This window comes from [Leptolyngbya] sp. PCC 7376 (assembly GCF_000316605.1).
Taxonomy (GTDB): Bacteria; Cyanobacteriota; Cyanobacteriia; order Cyanobacteriales; family MRBY01; genus MRBY01.
The window spans coordinates 304,223-325,698 of sequence record NC_019683.1 but is presented as its reverse complement, the minus strand read 5'-3'; the positions used below and the strand labels follow the sequence as shown (position 1 = coordinate 325,698).

The 21,476-nt window shown below is 44.1% G+C and carries 19 protein-coding genes; 7 read left to right on the top strand and 12 right to left on the bottom strand.

Annotated elements, in window-relative coordinates; genetic code table 11:
- Window positions 1-61: 61 nt before the first annotated feature.
- From LEPTO7376_RS01410 to LEPTO7376_RS24190, 3 genes are all read right to left on the bottom strand, one after another.
- Entirely contained in the window at window positions 62-1,054 is a 993-nt protein-coding gene (locus LEPTO7376_RS01410) for a vitamin K epoxide reductase family protein (protein WP_015132512.1), read from the bottom strand.
- A gap of 145 nt (window positions 1,055-1,199) precedes the next feature.
- Window positions 1,200-2,033, bottom strand: coding sequence for a photosystem I biogenesis protein BtpA (gene btpA / locus LEPTO7376_RS01405; protein WP_041763088.1), 834 nt, complete (start codon window positions 2,031-2,033; stop codon window positions 1,200-1,202).
- Between the two features lie 278 nt (window positions 2,034-2,311).
- Window positions 2,312-2,479, bottom strand: coding sequence for a metallothionein (locus LEPTO7376_RS24190; protein ID WP_015132510.1), 168 nt, complete (start codon window positions 2,477-2,479; stop codon window positions 2,312-2,314).
- A gap of 176 nt (window positions 2,480-2,655) precedes the next feature.
- Between LEPTO7376_RS24190 and LEPTO7376_RS01400 the strand changes: the two genes are divergently transcribed.
- On the top strand, window positions 2,656-3,021 hold the full coding sequence (locus LEPTO7376_RS01400; RefSeq protein ID WP_015132509.1) for a helix-turn-helix transcriptional regulator: 366 nt from the start codon (window positions 2,656-2,658) through the stop codon (window positions 3,019-3,021).
- Window positions 3,022-3,196: 175 nt separating this feature from the next.
- Complete coding sequence (locus LEPTO7376_RS01395; RefSeq protein ID WP_015132508.1) at window positions 3,197-4,171, top strand: cysteine synthase A; 975 nt, start codon at window positions 3,197-3,199, stop codon at window positions 4,169-4,171.
- 30 nt (window positions 4,172-4,201) lie between these two features.
- Here the strand turns inward: LEPTO7376_RS01395 and LEPTO7376_RS01390 are convergent, their stop codons facing one another.
- A complete protein-coding gene (locus LEPTO7376_RS01390; RefSeq protein ID WP_015132507.1) occupies window positions 4,202-4,855 on the bottom strand; it encodes a DUF4291 domain-containing protein in 654 nt (217 codons plus the stop codon).
- Window positions 4,856-5,001: 146 nt separating this feature from the next.
- On the opposite strand from LEPTO7376_RS01390, the gene LEPTO7376_RS01385 reads away from it, so the two are divergent.
- On the top strand, window positions 5,002-6,336 hold the full coding sequence (locus LEPTO7376_RS01385) for a DUF3370 domain-containing protein (RefSeq protein ID WP_015132506.1): 1,335 nt from the start codon (window positions 5,002-5,004) through the stop codon (window positions 6,334-6,336).
- A 69-nt stretch (window positions 6,337-6,405) separates the two neighbouring features.
- Here LEPTO7376_RS01385 and corA read toward each other — a convergent pair whose 3' ends face one another.
- The 5 genes from corA to def all read right to left on the bottom strand — a co-directional run bounded on the left by corA (window position 6,406) and on the right by def (window position 11,781).
- The gene (corA, locus tag LEPTO7376_RS01380) at window positions 6,406-7,548 is read right to left on the bottom strand and encodes a magnesium/cobalt transporter CorA (RefSeq protein ID WP_015132505.1); all 1,143 of its coding nucleotides are present in this window, start codon (window positions 7,546-7,548) and stop codon (window positions 6,406-6,408) included.
- Between the two features lie 84 nt (window positions 7,549-7,632).
- The gene (locus tag LEPTO7376_RS01375) at window positions 7,633-9,051 is read right to left on the bottom strand and encodes a ferredoxin:protochlorophyllide reductase (ATP-dependent) subunit N (protein WP_015132504.1); all 1,419 of its coding nucleotides are present in this window, start codon (window positions 9,049-9,051) and stop codon (window positions 7,633-7,635) included.
- A gap of 172 nt (window positions 9,052-9,223) precedes the next feature.
- Entirely contained in the window at window positions 9,224-9,583 is a 360-nt protein-coding gene (locus tag LEPTO7376_RS01370; protein ID WP_015132503.1) for a DUF5331 domain-containing protein, read from the bottom strand.
- 224 nt (window positions 9,584-9,807) lie between these two features.
- Complete coding sequence (gene bchL / locus LEPTO7376_RS01365) at window positions 9,808-10,668, bottom strand: ferredoxin:protochlorophyllide reductase (ATP-dependent) iron-sulfur ATP-binding protein (protein ID WP_015132502.1); 861 nt, start codon at window positions 10,666-10,668, stop codon at window positions 9,808-9,810.
- Between the two features lie 552 nt (window positions 10,669-11,220).
- Window positions 11,221-11,781 (bottom strand): peptide deformylase, encoded by a 561-nt coding sequence (gene def / locus LEPTO7376_RS01360; protein ID WP_015132501.1) that lies wholly within the window; start codon window positions 11,779-11,781, stop codon window positions 11,221-11,223.
- Window positions 11,782-11,854: 73 nt separating this feature from the next.
- Between def and LEPTO7376_RS01355 the strand changes: the two genes are divergently transcribed.
- The 3 genes from LEPTO7376_RS01355 to LEPTO7376_RS01345 all read left to right on the top strand — a co-directional run bounded on the left by LEPTO7376_RS01355 (window position 11,855) and on the right by LEPTO7376_RS01345 (window position 15,969).
- Window positions 11,855-12,259, top strand: a complete 405-nt coding sequence (locus LEPTO7376_RS01355) for a DUF4332 domain-containing protein (protein WP_015132500.1) — start codon at window positions 11,855-11,857, stop codon at window positions 12,257-12,259.
- A gap of 291 nt (window positions 12,260-12,550) precedes the next feature.
- A complete protein-coding gene (locus tag LEPTO7376_RS01350; RefSeq protein ID WP_015132499.1) occupies window positions 12,551-13,408 on the top strand; it encodes an IS982 family transposase in 858 nt (285 codons plus the stop codon).
- Window positions 13,409-13,704: 296 nt separating this feature from the next.
- On the top strand, window positions 13,705-15,969 hold the full coding sequence (locus tag LEPTO7376_RS01345) for an EAL domain-containing protein (protein WP_015132498.1): 2,265 nt from the start codon (window positions 13,705-13,707) through the stop codon (window positions 15,967-15,969).
- A gap of 260 nt (window positions 15,970-16,229) precedes the next feature.
- Here LEPTO7376_RS01345 and LEPTO7376_RS26135 read toward each other — a convergent pair whose 3' ends face one another.
- Window positions 16,230-16,400, bottom strand: a complete 171-nt coding sequence (locus LEPTO7376_RS26135) for a hypothetical protein (RefSeq protein WP_160148357.1) — start codon at window positions 16,398-16,400, stop codon at window positions 16,230-16,232.
- Window positions 16,401-16,411: 11 nt separating this feature from the next.
- On the opposite strand from LEPTO7376_RS26135, the gene LEPTO7376_RS01340 reads away from it, so the two are divergent.
- Window positions 16,412-17,341 carry a CHAD domain-containing protein gene (locus LEPTO7376_RS01340; protein WP_015132497.1) on the top strand — a complete coding sequence of 310 codons (930 nt, stop codon included), beginning with the start codon at window positions 16,412-16,414 and terminating at the stop codon, window positions 17,339-17,341.
- A 16-nt stretch (window positions 17,342-17,357) separates the two neighbouring features.
- Here the strand turns inward: LEPTO7376_RS01340 and LEPTO7376_RS23110 are convergent, their stop codons facing one another.
- A complete protein-coding gene (locus LEPTO7376_RS23110; protein ID WP_015132496.1) occupies window positions 17,358-18,803 on the bottom strand; it encodes a sensor histidine kinase in 1,446 nt (481 codons plus the stop codon).
- Between the two features lie 389 nt (window positions 18,804-19,192).
- Entirely contained in the window at window positions 19,193-21,166 is a 1,974-nt protein-coding gene (locus LEPTO7376_RS01330; RefSeq protein ID WP_015132495.1) for a bifunctional aldolase/short-chain dehydrogenase, read from the bottom strand.
- Window positions 21,167-21,476 lie beyond the last annotated feature (310 nt).

Here is a 21,476-nt window from a genome sequence, read left to right as displayed (position 1 = left end):
GTCGCTTGTTTTTACAGTTTCAACCTGCGGTGATCCGAAAGTTATTAAGAATGACTTTGATTTAGCGCGGTAATGCATACTTAAAGTCTTGTGATCCTTCAAAGCCAGAGGCTTGAGCTAATTCTTCTAGGCTTTGTGTCCCAGAATAACGTTCACCGTTGATGTCCCAGGTTGGAAATCCTTCGAGGTTCGCAGCAGAACAAACTTGGGGTTGAGGATTTTTGCCGCCCTCTGCACATTCTATGTAGTCTATTTTATCGAAGGCTTCGGAACCAAATAATTGCTTTTGTTCGTAACAGTGAGGACACCAGAATGCGCCAAATTTTTTTGCACCAATCTCGGTGAGGTGTTCTGCTAGGGCTAGTTCTGCTTCGCCTGAGGTTGTCGTAATGTCCCAACCACTTGGTGGCTGTGGTGCTTTGTTGGCAGGGACTGACGTGATAATTTCTTGGCCCGCATCGTTATAGCTTGGTGTATTGACTTGGGAAGCCCGCTCGATGCTGTTATAGATGCCGAGGGTACTAATTATTGTGATAATGCCAACGACGAAGGTAATCAGAAAAACTTCGCCAATATCTTCCCAGGCACGACCAAGAATTACGAAGATCAGGAAGGATAATGAGAACGCGGCTGAGGCAATGCAATATAAACAAATTCCGCCAATTTTAGCGAAGAGAAGATACATCAAATAACTACTGAAGATACTCATGGCTGTTGCGCCAATCAGTAGAAATAGCCATGTCCATTCTTCAAGTTTGGTACGGAGCTTCTTGTTTTCTTCGATACTGATGGCTAGAGGCGAGAGTGCAAATCCGGACATCCCTAGGTAGGCGATCGCCCCGAAGAGGGAAAGCGGTAATCCAAAGACTGTTGCGTAGGGACTAGAGAGCACATCGCCACAACTGGCAGCAGCTTCGGTACCACAGGCGACATCTCCACCGAGAATTCGAGTAAGCGTGAGATAAGTGGTTAGACAAAAACCAAGTATGGCGATCGCCCCGATTATCGGACGAGACCATTGATGAATCCAAGGTTGGGAACGTCTGCGTACCATAGCGTCTGAAACAATTTTTATACGAACAATTTACATCTTAGTCGCCAAAGACCGATGCTGACAGCCAACAAATACGAACTCTAGACAAATTTAGAAAAACCTTAATAGTGCCTCAGGGAACTCTCAGGATTTTGTGTTTTTGAGTTTAGGCAAACTGTTGCTGGCGCATTTGACGAATTTTTATGCCCTGTTGTGCCGATTCCATAAATTGCGAGACTCGCAGTGGATCAATCGGCTGGGAAATTTTACCGTGGCGCTTGAGGGAGCTTGCCACAATTGCCCCATCCGCAACCTGTAGCAAATTACCAATATTTTCCCAAGTTGCACCACTGCCAATCAAAATCGGTGTATTGCCTGAATTTTCGCGGGCGTCTTTAATATCGTCAATTTTTGGTGCATGACCCGTCGCCCAACCGGAAAGAATTACAGCATCGGCTAAACCCCGTTCCACGGTGTCGTGGATAGCTGCTGTTAAATTTGGTGTGCTGATAGGATGGGCATGTTTAACGAGAACATCGGCGAGGATTGCGACATCAGCGTCGAGTTCGCGGCGATATTTTAAAAGTTCGTGGGCATTACCTTCGATTAACCCTTGGTCTGTAGCCATAACGCCAGTCAAAACATTAACGCGAATAAATTTAGCATTAGTACAGGCGGCGATCGCCATCGCACTTTTCGCATCATTACGCAGTACATTCAGACCGAGTGGCACTGTTACCAAGCCGGCTAGACGATCCATGATCAAGGTCATGGCACTGATCGTTGCGGGATCTACCTTTCCTTTGGTGAAGGGGGCATCAAAAAAATTTTCAACAATGATGCCATCAATCCCACCAGCTGCTAAGGCTGCCGCTTCTTGTTCGGCACGGTCGAAAACCTTACGGAGATCACCCCCCCAACGCGCAGAGGTCGGTAGAGGCAACAAATGAACAACACCGAGGATCGGATTTTCGGTTTGGAAAAGGTGTTTGAGATCCACTGATTTCTTTTTCGCTTGTATGTACACAGTCGTCCCACTGGGAACGATGCCTCATCACCTTTTATAGGCTCGGAACAGGGCGTAAATTAGTATATCAGGGGCAGGACTCGCTTCCTTTTCGATTTATCTGAACGGCTTTTTTCTACAGTTAATGGCACTACATTCCTCGACTTTTTCAAAAAAAATACAAAAGCTCACTCCCTATTCAGAAGCAAGCTTTTAGAGTCTTAATCGATTTCATGCTGTGGCAGATCGTTTAAAGGGCGATCGCTACCTTTCTAGCCACCGCAGCTACAGCTACTCTCGGCACAACAACCACCCTCTGGATGTCCGTTAGCACAAGTCGTGCTGCAATAATTTTTTCCATCTTTTTTCACTGCCGACGCCAAATCCACCATGCAGGTGCAGTTGGGACAGTCACATTTTAGTTGCGTTGCAGTTGCCATGAGGATGTACCTTACCTATTCAAAATAAATGAAAGCTTGAACGAATATTCATGCTTTGGTGAAGTCTAACACATGAATAACTGTTCAGGTATCTGTGTGCGAAAAATGTTATGGCAAGAGGAAGAACGATATGGTGAGACAATGACTCAACGTTGCGTAAGAGTTTGGTGGGCTTAATGGCAGATGCGGAAACGGAAACCAGTAAGGTGTGCTGCGAGGAGCACTCAGTGTTTCCTTTTGAGCAGGTTTTAAGTCAAGAGCAAGCGCAACGGATGGCTGAATTTTTTGGTGTGCTGGGCGATTCAAATCGATGGCGCATTTTGTCTGCCTTGGCATTGCAGTCGATGCGGGTGAGGGATTTGGCGGCGAAGGTTGCCATGTCAGAGTCAGCTGTTTCGCATCAGTTGAGGATTTTGCGGACGATGCGCTTAGTTCGTTATGAAAAGCAGGGGCGTAATGTTTTATATAGCTTGAAGGATAGTCATATTTTTAATCTGTACCGTGAAGCTTTAGAGCATATAAATGAGCCGTCGGATGACTGAAAATTTGTAGTGTCAATGTCTGTGTCTGTTTTGATTGGCTTGGTAGAGAAGGGCGATCGCCAATAATTTCTTTAAAGCCATCAAAGGTGTCAATTTAGCGATTGACCATAGCCATGTCACAATGATGAGATTGCAATATCAATGCCAACCAACAGAGTTTAAGCGCAGTTAGCCCATGAATATTCGAGACGGTTTTGTCGGAGCAGTCGGTAATACTCCCCTCATTCGCCTCAACAGCTTTAGTGGAGAAACAGGCTGTGAAATTTTAGGAAAAGCAGAATTCCTTAATCCCGGCGGTTCCGTCAAAGATCGTGCCGCATTATTCATCATTAAGGATGCAGAAGAAAAAGGCTTACTCAAGCCCGGTGGCACAGTGGTCGAAGGGACAGCAGGCAATACTGGCATCGGCCTTGTTCATATCTGTAATGCGAAGGGCTATAAATGCGTCATTGTTATCCCTGAAACTCAATCGAAAGAAAAAATTGATTTGTTGCGGACGCTCGGAGCAGATGTGCGGACGGTACCAGCTGTGCCCTATGCCAACCCAAATAACTATGTGAAGTGGTCTAAGCGTTTGGCTGAAGAAACAGAGAATGCGATTTGGGCAAACCAATTTGATAATGTGGCAAATCGTCGCGCCCACTACGAAACCACTGGCCCCGAAATTTGGGAGCAAACAGAAGGCAAAATCGACGCTTGGACAGCAGCAACTGGTACAGGTGGTACCTATGCGGGTACAGCCTTGTATCTGAAAGAAAAAAATCCTGATGTGAAATGTGTTGTGGCTGACCCAATGGGTAGTGTGCTTTATAGCTATGTCAAAGAAGGCAAGCTCGAAAAAGAAGGCAATTCAGTCACTGAAGGTATTGGCCAAGGCCGTATCACCGCGAATATGGAAGATGTGCCGATGGATGATGCCGTGCGGGTGACAGATCCAGAAGCGCTAGAAGTGGTTTATCGACTTCTCCGCAAAGACGGCTTATTCATGGGCGGTTCCGTCGGCATTAATGTCGGTGCTGCTTACAAAATTGCGAAGGAAATGGGCCCTGGCCATACGATTGTGACAGTGCTGTGTGATAGCGGTGCGCGTTATCAATCTCGTCTATTTAATGATGAATGGCTTGCGAGTAAAGGCTTGTCTGCTGGCTAAAGATCGAAGGTTAGCGATCGCCCCATCAAATCATTCAGCGTTTAATACCGAGAGTTGGAGATGGTTGGCAACTTGAGGATTGACTACTTCATAGACCGATTCCTGCGGAGTAACCAAGGCTTCATAATTGCGAGTCAACATATGTTGCCGTTGTTCTGCGATAAATTCGGAAATATCTTCAATCGATATAATCCACTCCCGTGAGTATTTCTCGGCGATCGCCCTTTGTAATCCCAATTGAATTGCCCGTCGTTGTAACTTGCCTCCAGATGGCGAATGGTCTGGATCCCACTGCAAGCGCACATCAGAATTTTGTACTGCTCGCTGCCAATCTTTTTGGCTGGTATAGAGCTTCGGGATAAATTGTGAGTGCACAGCTTGGGCAAGGATTTCATCAAATGCAGAACGGTGAAGCTTAATCGCCAAAATTACTTCTTGACCTGGTTTTGTTCCCCAGCCAGAGCGGTACATCATCCAGAGGAAGTTGGGTTTAATCCAAGTCATTCTGGAAAGCTTGAAATGTTCTCCGCCAAAATAGCCATGTTTTGCAGCAAAATGACCAATTGCTGGTCTATAAGCTTGATAAACCGTGACTGATTCTGCATCGTATTGGGCCAAAATAACCTTCCCGGTTTGGGGCCAGCGGGCTTTTTGATCGAGATAAGGTTCAATGCGAAGGGTCATTTTCTTCAAAGGATCTACTAATTTTGATTATGCCGTAGAGATTTCGGGATAAAAGTTCTAACAATTTACGTCTGGTTTGGGTGATTTGCTCTTACGTTTGTGTTTGGGGCGATCGCCCATATTTTTTAGCTAGCCTGCGACCTACCATGTTCTTTTTCCCTGGATTATTAATTGCGCAAACCCCTGTTGAAGTCGTTCGACCGCAGGAGGTGCGGGTGTTGCCAGGGGAATTAAATGATGTCCCTGTGTTTAATAGCAATAGTCCCGAGAAGGTTTTGGGTGAAGGGGTTTTGCTCTCCACGTTTCCAGCGGCGGGTATGGCAAATCCTGAGGCGCATCTAGATTATGCGTTTGATGGTCGCTTCGATCTGTTTGCCCATCATGTTGCCCATGCCCAAGATCCTGAGGATTTACGGAGTCTCTACGTTGGGGCGATCGCCTACAATCCCAGCGACAAACCTGTAACAGTCTATTTTTTGACCGGGGCGAGCTATCTGAGCCAGCCCGATGCGCCGTTTTTTAATATTGATCCTTATATTTTGAATCCCAAGGGTGATGTGTTTGCAGGGCCAGGCAGTCGAGTGATGAGTGATGTCTTACGCGATCGCCGCCAAAGTATTTTTCCGCAATACATTACGATTGCGCCCCAGAGCTACGAAATGCTCGTAGATTTGCCAATCCCTGTAAAAGAACTGGAGCCTCCCCTTAATGGACGCTCCACCTATCTTGAACTTTATAGCGATGCACCGATTTATCTAGCAAGCCTTGCCCTCTTTGAAAAAGAAAATGATGATGGCACTTATCGTGCTCCAACCTTAGATGAATGGCAAGAGACTTTGATTTCTACTGAACTCTCTACACCCCGTGATCGCGCTCCCACAGTTCCTGGAGCAGGCGGTGGAATTATTTATGGCAGAGTCGCTGGAGTTTCCCTTGGTGGTGGCTGGAAAACTCAGATTTACGATACCGACCAATGGGATTTGACGATTCCCGCAGCTGGCGAAACTTTTTCCTACGGCATTAGTACCCTTGCTGCCGGAACCCATGGTACAGGACAAGTTCAAACTGCTGAGATGATTCGTCGCTATGATGACACCGCTTACGCAGCTCACGGCAACTACGGCGTGCACTACGATTTAACCTTGCCACTCCATAACCCCACCGACGAAACTCAAACCGTTATTGTCTCCTTTGAAACACCAATTAAACAGGATGCCACTGACGAGAAATTACGCTTTTTTGAACCTTTGCCCACATCGACATTTTTCCGAGGAACAGTGCAAGTGAGTTATAGAGATGACGAAGGCTTGCCTCGCACTAAATATGTCCACCTCGTCCAAAAGCGTGGCCAAGAAGGGAAACCTCTAGTTCAACTCGAAATGCCAGCTGGCGATCGCCGATTCGTGAATGTGCAATTACGTTATCCCCCTGATGCAACCCCACCCCAGGTGCTCAGTGTTTCGACGGAAGAGCTTGATTAAAGAACTTTAAAACTGCCTAAATGGTCTAAATAAATCGCTGTAACAGGTTACTATTTTCTTCGTTGAAAACTACATTTTGAGCCATCCTTTACGCCAAAAGAAAATCAGCAAAGCAACAGTGATTCCACCCATAACGCCGAGGCAAATAAAGTAACCATATTCCCAATTGAGCTCTGGCATATTCCATTTAGAATTTGCCGTATTGAAATTCATGCCATATAAGCCAGAAATGAACGTGAGAGGAATAAAAATTGTAGAAATAACAGTGAGTAGCTGCATCACTTCATTCATTTTGTTACCCATGGCTGAAAGATAAACATCCATCAAACCAGAAGCAAGCTCACGGTAGGTTTCAATGATGTCAATAATCATCACTGTATGGTCATGACAATCTCGAAAATATTGAAAATTATCGTGTTGAATCAAAGGACTATGGTCACGAATTAAATCACTTAAGGCATCTCTTTGTGGCCAAATAGCACGTCGCAATGCCAACAATTCTCGTTTGACCTGGTGGATTGCCGCAAGGGTTTCAGGAGTCGGGCGAATGACCACTTCATCTTCTAAATCTTCAATGCGATCGCCCAGCAATTCTAGTACTGGAAAATAGCCGTCAATCACCGCATCCCAGAGCGAATAAGCTAAAAAATCAGTGCCATGTTGCCGGATGACACCTTTATTCTGTTTGAGGCGATCGCGGATACCATCGAAACAATCAGATTCATCTTCCTCCTGCACCGTTAAAAGATAACGATTCGCCAGAATAAAACTGATCTGCTCTAGCCAAAAACTTTTACGATTGGCCATTGGCACAACCATCTGAGTAATAATCAATAGCTGATCATCATAGACCTCAAGCTTTGGTCGTTGAGGGACATTTACAATGTCTTCCAAAATTAATGGATGTAACCTAAAAACTTTGCCTAACCTCTGACAAATTTTTTGATCCCCAATACCACCTACATCGACCCAAGAGACTGAACTATTGCCTAAATGTTTTCCACATTCTTCCGGCGTTGTCTCCTCAATATTGAGCCAATCTGTTGCGTTATATTCAACCAATGAAATGACAGGTGGCAAAGCATTATGGTCAATGCGTAATGTGCCCGGCATACTTCCTGGTGATTCATAGGAATAACCAAAGGAATCTTCCCCACCAATCTTCTTTTTTTTCGAGAGAGACTGTAGTTTTCTAAAAGGACTAATCTTCATAAAGAGTACCAATAACTAAAAAGAAAAAACGGAATCACTATTAAGCTAATGACCCCGATTATTTAGTCTTCTGAAATGGAACTTTTAGACCGTTGCTTCTTCTTTTACCAATTTGTCCCAACCCAAATCTTTGAGATTATTGTTACGGCGTAATGGGCGAGTGACCAGCTCTAGAATGTCACGGGCATTAGTAAAGCCATGAATCTGAGCAAAGGTGAATTCCACTGACCATTTGGTACTGATACCACGTGCCTCAAGGGGATTTGCATGAGCCATTCCTGTAATCACAAGATCAGGCTGCAATTCTTTAATGCGCTGGATTTGATTGTAGTTATCGGGCTTTTCGATAATCTTTGGAACTGGCGTATTCATCTCTTGGCAAGTTTTTACCAGAAAATCTAATTCAGCTTTCTGATAGCGCTTATCCATATAGGGAATGCCAATTTCATCAACAGTCATGCCGCAACGAATCAGGAATCTCGCAAGAGATACTTCCAAAAGGTTATCGCCCATAAAGAAAACGGATTTGCCACGGATGAGCTGGAGATAATCTTCTAAGCTCTCCCAAATCTGGGCTTCACGCTCTTCGAGACCTTGGGGTTCGATGCCAAAGACAGAACAAATTTTCTCGACCCAAGCACGAGTTCCATCAGGGCCAATCGGGAATGGTGCGCCAATAAGTTTGCATTTACGGCGACGCATTAGAGTGGTGGCGGTACGGCTGAGGAATGGGTTTACGCCTGCAACGTAATAACCAGGCTTAACAACGGGCAACTCTGTGTAGAGTTTGGTGGGTAGCCAACCGGAAACTTTGACTCCTTGTTTTTTTAATTCGTGGGAAAGGTTCGTCGCAACGGGATCAGGTAATGAGCCAAACAGAATTAATGGATCATGCTCTTTGTACTCAGGTTCGGGAGGAGTATCGGAGGTAGGCTCATCTTTTTTCAAGCCTAGATTAAGTAGCTTCTGGAAACGAGTGAGGTTTTCGCTTGGCTCTTCGACAACTTGGGGAGGTTCTTCGGTGGGGCAACGGTTTGCCATTGCTGCAAGAACGGTGTCTTCGCCTTGGGTAAAGGCGTAATCGAGACCATTCGCACGGGCAACAACGATAGGAATGCCAATCTCTTCTTCGAGGCGAGGGGAAAATCCTTCGAGATCCATTTTGATGATCTCGGTGGTGCAAGTGCCGATAAAGACAATGACGCTGGGGTTGCGATCGCGCTTAATTTGTTCACAAAGGCGCTTCAGCTCATCATAATCGTTGAGCTTGGCGGAAATATCTGCTTCTTCGAGTTCTGCCATGGCGTAGCGAGGCTCGGCAAAAATCATTACTCCCATCGCGTTCTGGAGGAAGTAGCCACAGGTTTTCGTGCCAATGACGAGGAAAAAGCTATCTTCAATTTTTTGGTATAGCCATGCGACACAGCTAATGGGGCAAAAGGTATGGTAATTGCCGCTTTCACATTCAAAGCTTAACGCTGATTTTTCTTGGGCAACAGTCATAAAAATCTCCTGAGATACAACTTAGGGCGATTGTTTGAAATCGATTATTTTGAAAGGGTTTTGAGAAAAATGTTTTTTCCAAGTCTGATATCTGGGAGCGGCAAATCCGACTGCTGCTGAGAGAGGCGATCGCCCCCCAGTTTTAAATGAGGGGAAATCTTCTTTGCTGTAACTATTCAGCAGGAGCGGGAGCCGGCACTTTTGGAGGAGGAGCGACTACTGGTTTTGCCGCAGCACCAGATGATTGGAGGTTTGTTAATGTTTTCGTTGGGTCAAAGTTTAAGCCGATTACATCGACGACGGTGTCATAGTTCGCGTGAACCAAGAAAAAGTGATAGAGAATCTCTGCGAGGCGGGGCTCCATCGAACTCACCGCACCAATCACGACAGAACCTTGGGGACGACGGCCACCATCAGGGGTTTCGACAAATTCGCCACCTTCCATGAGGAGTTTTAGCCATTCATGGTTATTTTCGTAATAGTCCAGCCATTTACTTTTGATGCTGGGTTTGATTTGTTCAAAAAAGCTCACTGTTTACTCCTCGTCTAGTCAACTACAAAACTATGGGTTAAAGGTTTACGGGGTTGAGGTCTAAGTCCCATCTTCAAATATGGTTCTGATCGTGGGAAGAAAACCTACTCTGGATCAAAATTTAACCCAAGTTCATCTTTTACATCGAAGTACAAGCTGCGATTTTTTCAACAAGTTACAAAAATTCTGCCTTTTGGCTAGGTGGCGATCGCCTCGCAAGTTTTCTAAACCATCATCAGATCAAGCTCGTCTTCTTTCTCCTTGGGTGGATTGAGATAATAATCAGACAGCAAACTAAACAGCTCACGATCCGGCGCTTCACTAGGTACAACACCTTCAGGAGCAGCAAGCACTTGGTCGGCAATATTTAAGTAGAAATCACAAACATAATCCAACATTGGATCCTTCTCTGCCATCTCAAATAAAGTCTTACCCTTCACTCGCGACACACGAATATCTTCGATGAGCGGCAAAACTTCCAACACAGGCATGGGCACGTGGCTCACATATTTTTCGATGAGATCACGCTTCGAGGTGCGATTACCAATCAAGCCAGCTAGACGTAGAGGGTGAGTCCGCGCTTTTTCTCGTACCGATGCCGCAATGCGATTCGCTGCAAATAAAGCGTCAAAACCGTTGTCTGTAACGATGAGACAGTAATCTGCGTAGTTCAAAGGAGCCGCAAAACCGCCACAAACCACGTCGCCTAGGACATCGAAGAGAATGACATCGTATTCGTCGAAGGCGTTGAGTTCTTTGAGGAGTTTGACCGTTTCGCCAACAACATAACCGCCACAACCAGCGCCTGCTGGAGGGCCACCTGCCTCTACGCAATCAACACCGCCATAACCTTTGTAGATGACATCTTCTGGCCAAATATCTTCGTAGTGAAAATCCTTTTCTTGGAGGGTATCAATGATGGTGGGGATGAGAAACCCAGTGAGCGTAAACGTACTGTCATGCTTTGGGTCACAGCCAATCTGTAAAACCTTTTTGCCGCGCTTAGCAAGGGCAACTGAAATATTACAGCTTGTGGTTGATTTACCGATGCCACCTTTGCCATATACCGCAAGGGTCATTGTCATGGCGTTTGCTCCTAAATGTTGCAGGTCTGAGTGCATTATTAGGAATTTGTCTTTGGAATTAAAGAGCTATTTATTTTGAATCAATAATCTTTTCGCTTTTAAAATGATCTTGAAATTGATTAGGAGACTTTAAATCCATAAAAAGGCTATTTTTGGTTTTATAAATAAACTAATATAATTTTATATTTTATTTCTATATAAATAAAGACAATAAGCAAAAAGGTTCATTTTTACTACTATTGAGCATTTGCACTCAGGGATGATCACCATATTGTTTTGAGGCTAAAAAGATGACTTTTTGGAGAAATAGAAAGGGTTAAAAGTCTAGACACCAAAGCTTTGAGAGATGTGCTTGGGTGAAAAAACAAAAATGCTTTGTAACGGGATCAAGGAATGGGCGATCGCCAACTGAGATTCCCCACAGGATTTTTGATGAAGAAACATAACATCAGGGGCGAACATACAAAACTTCATGAAATAGGCCGCAAAAAAAGGGGTGGCGATTCGCTACCCCTCATTTGGGTCATAAGTAAATTGTTTAAATCAAAAAAACTAGACTTTTTTTACAGACTTAGAAGAGAAGCCGTGTTCTTTCAGTTCTTCGTCGAGGGCAATTTGATTGTCCACGCGGTCAACAAACATCACGCCATTGAGATGATCGATTTCGTGCTGGATGACACGAGACAGCAAGCCTGATGCTTTGATTCGTTTCGGCTTACCAAGTTCATCACGGTAAGACACTTCAATTTCGTCAGGACGCAATACTTCAAAATTAACGCCGGGAATGCTGAGACAACCTTCCTCGAAGCCACACATGTCTTTCCCGAATTTTTTTATTTCAGGATTGATCAAAACGTATGCTTCGTTTTCTGGATTTTCGGGGTCTGTATCCACGACGATAAGGCGCTTATTGATGCCAACCTGAGGTGCAGCTAAGCCAATGCCATAGGAGCTATACATTGTCTGAAGCATTTCCTTTGCCAAGACCCGAATCGAGTCATCAACCTTCGCAATTCGCTTTGCTTTTTGTCTTAGGACCTTATCGCCTAAGTAATGCAAATCTAGGGGGGGATTCTCTAACTTTTCCTTGGCAACAGCAACGGCAGCAGACATAAATTTTCTAGAACTCTTGGGTTAAACGACAGCTTTAGTTGTAATATATCCTCCCATTTTAACAACATTTCTTATGGCTTCCTGCAATTGGGCGATCGCCGATCTACCTGGATTGAGTGAGGAACATCAAAAACTCTTAAATGCCAACGATATTCGCACGACTCATCAGCTTTTGTTGGCGACTCAGAGCCCGAAAGCAAAGCATGATCTGGCGGCAAAATTACAGATTCATCCGCAATATGTGTCGAAATGGATCGCCTTGGCAGATTTAGCGCGACTAAAAAGTGTTGGGGTGGAATATTGCGGTTTGATTTTACATTGCGGGATTGCGTCGGTTCCCCAATTAGCCCAAACACCCTTTAATCGATTGCACCAAAGTATTGTCAAACTCCACGTTGCTAACATGCGTCGTCGAGATCTAGCACCATCGGTGGGGATTGTGAAGCAGTGGGTAGCAGAAGCGAAAAATCTTGCCTAATAATTTGAGGCAAAATCTTTGTCTGTGGACATAAAAATCAATGGGTTTATTTTATCGTCACCGTAAAGAAAAAGCAGTGGTGATGCACGAGTAATGGTCACAACTGAAGAGAGAGATTATAGTGTCTGAGAAAATAGACCATTGCTCCAATGTGGTTCTCCAACTTCTTCGAGAAAGAAGGTGCCTGAGGAAGTGTCAAGAATTTTCTTTGCTTAACGTGAGTTCTGGATAAGGAAAGAAAAGAAGAAAGCTCATATCGTGGCAGTTGAAACCAATCCACAGCTTTCTCCTATGCTTAGTTTAGACGCTTTATTTTGTGACGTTGACGATTTCTGCCAGGTCTTTGAACCTCAGTGGCATCAAGAATTACTTAGCTCTTGCAAAAGGTATCGTCACCGTTCTAGAAGCCTAAGCTTGAGTGAGGTGATGACGATACTGATTGCATTTCATCAATCTCACTATCGTAATTTCAAGCATTTCTATCTCCTGATGGTGCGACACTATTGGCAAAAAGCCTTTCCCAAAGCAGTGAGTTATCAACGCTTTGTGGCATGGATGCCCTCCAGCTTAGTGCCTCTATGTGCCTATTTATGTGACTGTTATGGAGATTGCACAGGCATTAGTTTCATTGATGCCACCAGTATCAAAGTTTGTCACAATCGCCGTATTGCCCAACATCGAGTCTTTAACGGTCATGCCGCTAGAGGTAAAACCTCTGTTGGGTGGTTCTTTGGCTTCAAACTCCATCTGGTCATTAATGATCGGGGAGAATTACTTCATGTACAAATCACTCCTGGCAATATTGATGACAGAAAGCCTGTCGTCGAACTGTTACGGAATTTATTCAGCAAAGTCTTTGGAGATAAGGGCTATGTGTCCCAAGCTCTGGCACAACATCTCAAAGAAGAACATGATGTGATGTTAATTGCTAAACCTCGCCGCAATATGAAGAATCACTTGATGCTCTGGCAAGATACATTCATCGCTCGTAAACGAGCTTTGATTGAAACCGTGATTGACCAACTGAAGAACATTTCTCAGATTGAGCACTCTAGGCATCGTAGTCCAGCGAACTTCTGCGTCAATTTGCTGTGTGGCTTGATTGCCCATTGTCATCAGCCTAAGAAACCTTCTCTCCAACTCAATTAGAGTCTCATTTCCTTATCCAGAACTCACGTTACACAAAATTCTTGACACTCCCAGAATTACACAACATTTTCAATACCGCTTAACACAAAGCTTATCGAAGGAAAATGATGATTCATCTGGAATACTGACTTGGCTACCCAATCCTGACAGTTTCAAAGCTTTCAGTAATCTCTAGTGCTTTGAACTCGACTAGATTATCTTGAGTCATGGTGTATTCCTTTTCTGGGAATTGCTTCTCTAGAAGGATACGCCTTTTTGAATCTCCTACCCTGTACCCCAGAAATAGTATTAGCTCAATGAAATTAGTATTAGCTAGGCTTCAAAATAATAGTTGTTCGTTCTTCTTACGAAGAATCCTGTTAGTTTTATGTTGCTTGCTTTTGTTAAGACATACACTAACCCAAATCGCTCAGTCCAATAGCGAACAAGATATTATCCGCATTGGAGTAGAGGATTCAGGTTGGCCGTTCTCATTCAAGGATCAGGATGGTGAGACAAAAGGATTCATAGTTGATTTGCTTGAGTATCTTGAAGAAGACAAAAACTGGCGCATTGTAAGAGTCGAAGGGACTTCAAGAGAACTGGGTGCTCAGCTAAAGAGCGGTGAATTGGATATTCATTTTCCGTATGTGAATCGAGACCGCGATGATGTATTTATTGTAAATGAGCCCATCGTCATAGCATGGGGAGGTGTGTTTGTTAATCAGGACAATGATATTGACTCTCCATTTCACTTGAAGGGATTGCGTGTAGCCGTAATTAAAGACGACTACTTTGGTGAAAAATTCAGGGAACTTACACAAAAGCTTGGTCTAGAGACAGACTTTATTACGGCAAACGGCACACGATCGGCAATGCAGCTTGTCGCCAATGGAACAGCAGATGCTGTAGCAATAGAAGAAATCGCTGGCAGCTATTATGCACGCGAGTTCGATCTCAAGGATACTCGGATGCAGTATGCCCATACTACCGGGCATTTCGCGGTATCAAAAAAGCGTGGTTTAACATTTGCCGTTCAGATATCTGAGGCATTAAAGGACTTCAAGAATAATAATCGAACCCAATACCTTGATCTGGTGAACAAGTGGTACGGTGATTTGACTAAGCCCCCATTACCAGCATGGGTAGAAGTCTCGCTTACTTATGGGACAGGAGCATTAATATTACTGACACTACTGTTATATATATTGACGCGTGAACTAAACCAGAAAAAGAATGAAATAAGAGTTAGAGAAGAGAATGAAGCACAACTCGAATACCGTTCGACTCACGATGAGCTAACTGATTTACCAAACAGACGAGGTCTGTTATCTGAAATTAATCGTTGCATAAACGAGCAAGGTGCATCAAGACGTAAATTTTATGTTTTATTCTTAGATATTGATAACTTTAAACGAATAAATGACAGTAAAGGTCATATCTTCGGTGATGAATTACTAGTTTTAGTTGCTCAGCGACTTAAAGCTCAAATCGCCGAGTGTCACACCTTGTCAAGATTTGGTGGTGACGAATTCGTCGTAATTGTAAAAGGCCGAAATGATAACAGCCTTCATCAAACATTGACGACTATCATCACAGCCATAAACAATGCTTTTCTTGACTCATTTCAGATAAAAGATAGCAACATTTATGTAACGGCTACCATTGGATTTTCCATATTCCCTGACCACGGGAATAATGCTACTGAGTTGCTTCGAAAAGCGGATATCGCATTATATTCAGGCAAAACATCAGGTAAGAATACTAGAATCTTCTATTCCGCCGACATTGAAAACAATTTTAATAAAACAATACGCGCAGAGAATTTTCTTCGTGAATCATTGCGTGATGGATTGGTTAAGATCCACTATCAGCCACTGGTAGATTTAGCATCTAAGAAGATTATCGGCACGGAAGCTTTGTTTCGTTGCGATCATCCAGGGTTATCTGGCGTATCTGTCGAAGAACTGATTTCAATAGCTGAGATGACAGGACTAATCTCTGAAATTGGTCAGTTTGTCTTAGTCTCAGCATGTAAACAACTCAGCAGTTGGCTAAATGAAGGAATGGAACTCGATTACATTTCTGTTAACGTGTCAGTTGAGCAGATTATTAGAGGAAATCTAGTAGAACTTGTTAAGAGTGCGCTTAGCACAACAGATATGCAAGCAGATTTCTTGACGTTGGAGGTAACAGAAGCTGTGCTGGCTAAGGATTTCAATGAGACTAGAACGACACTACAACAGCTACGTGATATTGGCGTAAACTTATCTCTTGATGATTTTGGAACAGGTTATTCTTCTTTAGCACTTCTGAAATCAATGCCATTTACAACTCTGAAACTCGATCGCAGTTTTCTTCAGGGGATCCCAAGTGAAGCCGCAGACAGATCCGTGGCAGAAACTATAGTTGGTCTAGCGGATGCATTTTGCATGACGACAGTAGCAGAGGGAATCGAGACTCAACAACAAGTGGATTATTTGCTAAAAATCGGTTGTAGCACTGGGCAAGGGTATCTGTTTGGAAAACCAGTCGATGCAAGCCAGTTCGCCTTAGATTATGGTAGAGGTGTTAAGAAATAGCTGACATTTAGGCGAACTGACCCCTGAGCAAGATACGCTGATTTCCCCCACATCAGCTTGAGAGCTTCTTTCAGAACTGAGTTGTCAAAATAGGTTTGAATGTGACTGTCTGATATTGTTTGAATCAGCCTAGAGATTCTGTCAGGCTTTTGATGAGGTGAATGATTTTCTCAGGCCTCGCCGTCAAATGGGAGAAGTCGTCTCTCTATCTGAACGAAGGGAGAAATTTCTTCAAGGAGTCGAAGAACTAAACAACATGTTCAATACCGCTTAACACAAAGCTTATCGAAGGAAAATGATGATTCATCTGGAATACTGACTTGGCTCACCAATCCTGACATTTTCTTTGCAAGGGGTCGAATAATTAAGAGGCGTAAAAAGTTGCCTAAATGTCCTTGGTTATTCTCTAAGATCAAAGAAGAACTAACCATGCGAAAAGATAATGGTTGCTCGCAAAACGACACCAAAAACGTTTGGGGATTGGGCATATCAGGCGATCGCCAAAAGTTCGGATCAAGTTTTTCGGTATGAGGGTGCGGTTTTAGAGGATAAGGATCCTGAAGATCTGCATCAAATGCGGGTTAATCTCAGGCGGCTTCGGAGTGTTTTTGCTGGATTTAATGCGGCATTAGATTGCGCGATTACCGAACGAAAAATTGCGAAATGTGGTCGTTTTCTTGGTCGGTTGCGGGATTGTGATGTCATGCTCGAAACGTTGACTCAGCTTGCAGATGGTGACTTGCCGAAATCAGAAAAACAAAGTCTAGGAGATTTGATTGCAGTCCTAAAACAGGAGAGACAACAGCAATTTAAGGCTACGAAAGCATTTCTTCTCTCTGGTAAATACCAAACGTTAAAATCGCAACTACAGGGCTGGTTGGAGAAACCAAAATATCAGGCGATCGCCGCTGTTGATATTCGTCTAATTTTGCCTGATTTATTGTTGCCACAACTTGCGACGTTATTAATGCATCCTGGCTGGCGGGTTGGTATTAGTCTGAAGAAAGCGACGACGGCTCAGCTCAATAAGCTCTTTGCTCAGCACAGTAAATATCTTCATAATCTCCGTAAAGTCGCCAAGCGATCGCGCTACAATCGAGAGCTATTTTTGTCGTTCTATGGCAAAGCTTATAAACGAGATCTCAAGCAAATTAAACAGGTGCAAAGCATTATTGGTGAATTTCAGGATTTAGATGTGCTCACTTGTTTTTTGCAGCAGCATTTCGAGCAGCCTCTCAGTAAAAAACTGCCAACAATTTCTAAACAGCTCAACTGCAAACGGCGATCGCTCTGGCAAGAATGGCAGCTATTGCAAAAGAAATTTCTTGATCCTGATTACAGGCGGGCATTACATCAAACATTGATTGGCTAAATACTGCTGTTTATATTTAGGCCACATTAACCTTGATCACGAATTCGGTGCCTTGTTCTGAGGAAGAATTGAATGTGAGTGTGCCGCCATGTTTATCGACGATAATTTGTCGGGCGATCGCCAACCCTAAGCCTGTCCCCTTACCAACATCTTTTGTGGTGAATGAATTGTTGAAAATCTGATTTTGGATGTCTTTTGGTATACCGATGCCATTATCTTGAATTTTGATTGTCACCGAATCCTGAGCCGAAGAGAAACGCGTTGAAACGGTCAGACGATTCGGTTGCGATTCGAGCTCTGCGAAACCCTTACCTTCATTAGACTCCTCTAGGGCATCGATGGCATTAGCGAGTAAGTTCATAAAAACCTGATTCATCTGTCCCGGAAAACAGTTTAGCGCTGGCACTTCCTTGCCGTAGTCCCGAACAACTTCGATTGCTGGGCGTTCCTCATTGGCCTTTAGCCGATGTTGCAAAATCAGGATTGTACTGTCTAATCCTTCATGCAATTGAAACAGAATGCGATTTTCAGTATCAGCTCTGCTGAATGTTCTGAGACCCTTGCTAATATTGGCAATGCGCTTAATTCCCTCACCCATTGAGTTCAAAACTTTGGGGAAATCAGCCTGGATATACTCTAAATCGATAGTCTCGATTTTTTCGATAATTTCTTCACTCGGCTCCGGCAAAGCATTTTGATATAAATCTAGCAATTCGAATAAATCTTGGACATATTCTTGAGCTGGTTCGAGATTGCCGGAAATAAAACCAACTGGATTATTTATTTCATGGGCTACCCCAGCAATGAGGTTTCCGAGGGCTGACATCTTTTCCCGCTGGATTAGTTGTAGTTGGGATTGCTGGAGTTGCTCTAGTGTGGCGGCGAGCTCAGTTGTTTGTTTCTCTAACTGTTGATTGAGTTTTTGTAGGGAAAGTTCGGCTTGTTTACGCTCGGTGATGTCGTGATAAGTGCCTAAAATTCCAATTATTTCACCATTAACGTTGCGAAGAGGGGCTTTATTTGTCTCTACCCAAGTATGTTCGCCTTTGCTATTGAGCTGAGGTTCAATAATGCCAAACTCTGGTTGGTCTGATAACATGACGCGGCGATCGCAAGCCCGATAAAATTCGGCTTCTTCTGTGGTCCAGGGCATATCAAAGTCTGTTTTCCCTAGGGCTTCTCCAGGAATCGTTAAGCCTGCATCATTTGCGAAGTTTTGGTTATAACCGAGGTAGACGGAATCTAAGTCTTTCCAGAAAATCGTTTCCGGTAGAGTATCCATCACGAGTTGCAACATTTGTTGCGAGTTTTTTAGCTCAAATTCGATTTGCTCGCGTTTGTTTTTTTCTTCCGTACGAGCTTGTTCGAGCGCTGCTATTTTGGCTCGCGCTTGGGATAGCTCTTGTTCTAAGCGAGCCATGGCCTCATCTGAGGGGAGATTTTGTATTTGTTGGTCTTCCATAATCAAGTCCCCAGACTGAGAGCAGATCTGATGTTTTGCACTACTGGCTGTAATGGTGATTCGATGATTGTGCCGCTCACCGTCAAACTGATGGGCTCAAACGATTAACGACTTGAATATTTTGTTATACCTATCTCGATACTTTAGCGCAGGATTTATTGTGAGATGTAATTTTTATGGAGACGTTAATCCGCAATCAAAAGGGCTGAGAATGACGTGGATGTTGTCAGGAAATACGGCGATAAAGCTAGGTGTCATCTTACAGCTATTGGGTCTATATCTTCGGCCTTCTGATAACCTCAACATCTAGAAGTGGCACTACTTCCTCTAGATGTTGAGATTCGCATCGATTGGAGGTTTATTCGTCAATTAATAAAACCAGGATGCTATTAGATGACGCGCTCATTGCCGCCATCAATGGGGACTTGGGCCGCGGTTGTTTTGGAGAATAAGACCCCACACATTTCTGCGGCGAATTCAGCGACATCATGGCTTGTGATCTCAACCTTTAAGACATTATTCGTTTTGTACTCATCGACAGTTAAACCATAGGCTTTCGCGCGATTTGCCAGCACTTCTTCTGTCCAAATCCCGGTGTCAAAAACGGCATTGGGGTGGAGGGAATTAATACGGATGCGATCGCCACCCCATTCGAGGGCTGCAACCCGTGTAAGTTGTGTAAGGGCTGCTTTTGAAGCGGAGTAAGCTGCTGCACCTTTGCCAGGAGCTGGAACATTTTTTGAGCCAATCACCACGACTCGACCACCATTGGGCGCAAGCTTCAGAAAAGGTTGACATTCTCGTAATAGCACCAGATTAGTATCAAGATTGATGTCCATGACCTGTCGCCAACTCTCGGTTGTCAGGGACGTGATCGGGGCACTTGCTGGAAAAATCCCGGCATTGAGAATCAGCATATCTAAGCCACCAAAGGTTTGAATCGCTGTTTCTAAGGCTGTGGCGATCGCCTGCTCATTGGTGAGATCACAGGTGATGCCACAAAAATCAAGACGATCATAGAGTGTTTCAATCTTTGAGTTGATGTCCAAGCCGATGACCGCTGCACCTCGTTTTAATAGAGAGTCAACACAGGCTTTCCCAATTCCCGATGCTGCCCCTGTCACCAGGGCAATTTCCCCTGTAAATTCCGCTGGAGTGCCACCTTTTTTTAGTTTGGCTTGCTCTAAATCCCAGTATTCAATCTCAAAAATATCTTTAGCTGGTAACGCTTGATAATTCTCTAATGCTTCTGAGCGGGCGATGATGTCCATGGTGTGGTCATAAATATCTGCTACAATCGCCGCTGCCTTAGCGTTACGCCCTGCACTACAGAGTCCTAATTCTGGATCGAGGATAACTCTGGGGGCTGGATCCAGCATGGTTTTGTCCGCCACAATTTGACTGGATTGGACTTGAAAATAGTTCTCATAGGACGCTGTATATGCTGTAATATTTCGACCAATTAAAGGGATACGTTTAGTGCGAATCACATGATCTGGGGTGGCTGGACCCTGTTGGGAAATAGTAGAGAGATCATCCCGTTGAGCAAATGACATGGCTTTTGGGTGGCGATCACATCTCAAAATCATTGGATAACCAGCAGCTTCAGATACTTCATGACGTAACTGAGCAAGGGGTTGAGCGATGGGTTTGGCTTCTTGTGTGGTCGTTGGATGGGAGATATCCCAAGCTTGTTGACTTTTTAAATATTCTTCTGCTTCGTTTACCAAGGCGATCATGAGTTCATAGGATTCCTTTGCCGTTGCGCCAAAGGAAAAAATACCATGGTTCATTAAAATCATCCCTTCGGTTTGGTCTGTCGCTTCAGCTGCAAAGCGTTCCGCACAAACCCGTGCCAAATCAAATCCGGGCATGACATAGGGAATAATCACCAGGCGATCGCCATAAATTGATTTAATGCGGTCGAGACCACCAGGCGTATTTGTAATCGTCACAACCGCATCGGCATGGGTATGATCCACATACTTATAGGGCAAAATGGCATGGAGAATCGTTTCCACAGACGGCGATGGCGCACTGGCTTGGGTCATTTGAGTTTTTAATTCATTGACCATCTGCGGGTCACTAAGGGATGGCAATTTCGCCAGCTTTAATAAATGAGCCATGCGCACAGGTGAAAAACCAGGCGATTCAATCGTTGCGAGATCCCAGCCACTACCTTTGACATAGAGAATTTCTTCGGACTCACCGACCAAATTAGTCTCAGTAATTTTGACCGATGTATTGCCACCACCATGTAAAACCAAGGAAGGATCACGCCCTAACAATCGTGAAGTATAGACCCGCAAGCCCAAATCATCCTGATAATTTGCGGCATCCTGATCATTCCACAAGCTTTCCATCGAGTGACTCTCTATATATTCTTCGTACAAATTTTACGGTTGTTTGGTCGCTAGAAGAAAATAAACTGGCATAGAGCAGCCAGTTATGTGATTGAGACAAAAGAGTTTGTGGTGATTGTCTCAAGGCCAATGGCGATCGCCGAGTTTCTTTGAGCTGAGACTGGTTTACAAACAAAATTCATGTACAGATTTTCTTTTGCGATGCTTATCTTGTAATACGGCGTTACTGTCGAGATGTTTCTTAATTCAGCAACGCTGGATAATCTGCTAAAACGTTTCTAGAAACACCTAAACATGGGTAACTCCACAC

What these genes read in the sequence shown, in the direction of transcription:
- LEPTO7376_RS01340 (WP_015132497.1), top strand. Translation starts at nt 16,412, where the DNA reads ATGGTTGCTCGCAAAACGACACCAAAAACGTTTGGGGATTGGGCATAT.
- LEPTO7376_RS01345 (WP_015132498.1), top strand. Translation starts at nt 13,705, where the DNA reads ATGAAATTAGTATTAGCTAGGCTTCAAAATAATAGTTGTTCGTTCTTC.
- LEPTO7376_RS01330 (WP_015132495.1), bottom strand. Translation starts at nt 21,166, where the DNA reads ATGGAAAGCTTGTGGAATGATCAGGATGCCGCAAATTATCAGGATGAT.
- LEPTO7376_RS24190 (WP_015132510.1), bottom strand. Translation starts at nt 2,479, where the DNA reads ATGGCAACTGCAACGCAACTAAAATGTGACTGTCCCAACTGCACCTGC.
- LEPTO7376_RS26135 (WP_160148357.1), bottom strand. Translation starts at nt 16,400, where the DNA reads ATGGTTAGTTCTTCTTTGATCTTAGAGAATAACCAAGGACATTTAGGC.
- LEPTO7376_RS01385 (WP_015132506.1), top strand. Translation starts at nt 5,002, where the DNA reads ATGTTCTTTTTCCCTGGATTATTAATTGCGCAAACCCCTGTTGAAGTC.
- bchL (WP_015132502.1), bottom strand. Translation starts at nt 10,668, where the DNA reads ATGACAATGACCCTTGCGGTATATGGCAAAGGTGGCATCGGTAAATCA.
- LEPTO7376_RS01350 (WP_015132499.1), top strand. Translation starts at nt 12,551, where the DNA reads ATGCTTAGTTTAGACGCTTTATTTTGTGACGTTGACGATTTCTGCCAG.
- LEPTO7376_RS01390 (WP_015132507.1), bottom strand. Translation starts at nt 4,855, where the DNA reads ATGACCCTTCGCATTGAACCTTATCTCGATCAAAAAGCCCGCTGGCCC.
- def (WP_015132501.1), bottom strand. Translation starts at nt 11,781, where the DNA reads ATGTCTGCTGCCGTTGCTGTTGCCAAGGAAAAGTTAGAGAATCCCCCC.
- corA (WP_015132505.1), bottom strand. Translation starts at nt 7,548, where the DNA reads ATGAAGATTAGTCCTTTTAGAAAACTACAGTCTCTCTCGAAAAAAAAG.
- LEPTO7376_RS23110 (WP_015132496.1), bottom strand. Translation starts at nt 18,803, where the DNA reads ATGGAAGACCAACAAATACAAAATCTCCCCTCAGATGAGGCCATGGCT.
- LEPTO7376_RS01400 (WP_015132509.1), top strand. Translation starts at nt 2,656, where the DNA reads ATGGCAGATGCGGAAACGGAAACCAGTAAGGTGTGCTGCGAGGAGCAC.
- LEPTO7376_RS01395 (WP_015132508.1), top strand. Translation starts at nt 3,197, where the DNA reads ATGAATATTCGAGACGGTTTTGTCGGAGCAGTCGGTAATACTCCCCTC.
- LEPTO7376_RS01355 (WP_015132500.1), top strand. Translation starts at nt 11,855, where the DNA reads ATGGCTTCCTGCAATTGGGCGATCGCCGATCTACCTGGATTGAGTGAG.
- LEPTO7376_RS01410 (WP_015132512.1), bottom strand. Translation starts at nt 1,054, where the DNA reads ATGGTACGCAGACGTTCCCAACCTTGGATTCATCAATGGTCTCGTCCG.
- LEPTO7376_RS01375 (WP_015132504.1), bottom strand. Translation starts at nt 9,051, where the DNA reads ATGACTGTTGCCCAAGAAAAATCAGCGTTAAGCTTTGAATGTGAAAGC.